This window comes from Micromonospora sp. ZG13 (assembly GCF_059359355.1).
Map to the genome: position 1 here is coordinate 1 of NZ_JCADBQ010000058.1, position 503 is coordinate 503.

The window sequence follows — 503 nt, forward strand, 5'->3', positions numbered from 1 at the left end:
AGCGTCGACGAGGCCCCGCGTCCGTTGGATGTCGCCTGGTCCTCGGTGACCACCCGGCCCGCGCTGGAGCAGCGCGCCGTCGCCGTGGTGGCCGACGGCAACGACGTGCTCGCCGCGCTGCGGGCCCTCGACGCGGGTGAGTCCTCCGGGGCCGTCGTGACGGGCTCCGCCGCCGTACGCGGCCAGCTCGCCCTGCTCTTCTCGGGGCAGGGTGCGCAGCGTGCGGGCATGGGTCGGGAGTTGTATGCCGGTTTCCCGGTGTTCGCCGTCGCGCTCGACGAGGTGTGTGCGCAGCTCGATGCGCTGCTGCCGCGCCCGTTGCGGGAGGTGCTGTTCGCGGAGGCGGGCAGTGCCGAGGCGGCGCTGCTGGACCAGACCGTCTTCACCCAGGCCGGGTTGTTCGCGGTCGAGGTGGCGCTGTTCCGTCTGGTGGAGTCGTTCGGGGTCGTGCCGGACATGCTGGCCGGTCACTCGATCGGTGAGGTGACCGCCGCGCACGTGGC

General features: G+C 73.2%; 1 protein-coding gene. It reads left to right on the forward strand.

Features of this window, described 5'->3' with window-relative positions; all coding sequences use genetic code 11:
* Window positions 1–503: acyltransferase domain-containing protein (locus AC5L34_RS29530; protein WP_494827938.1), on the forward strand; the 503-nt coding region annotated here is incomplete at both ends.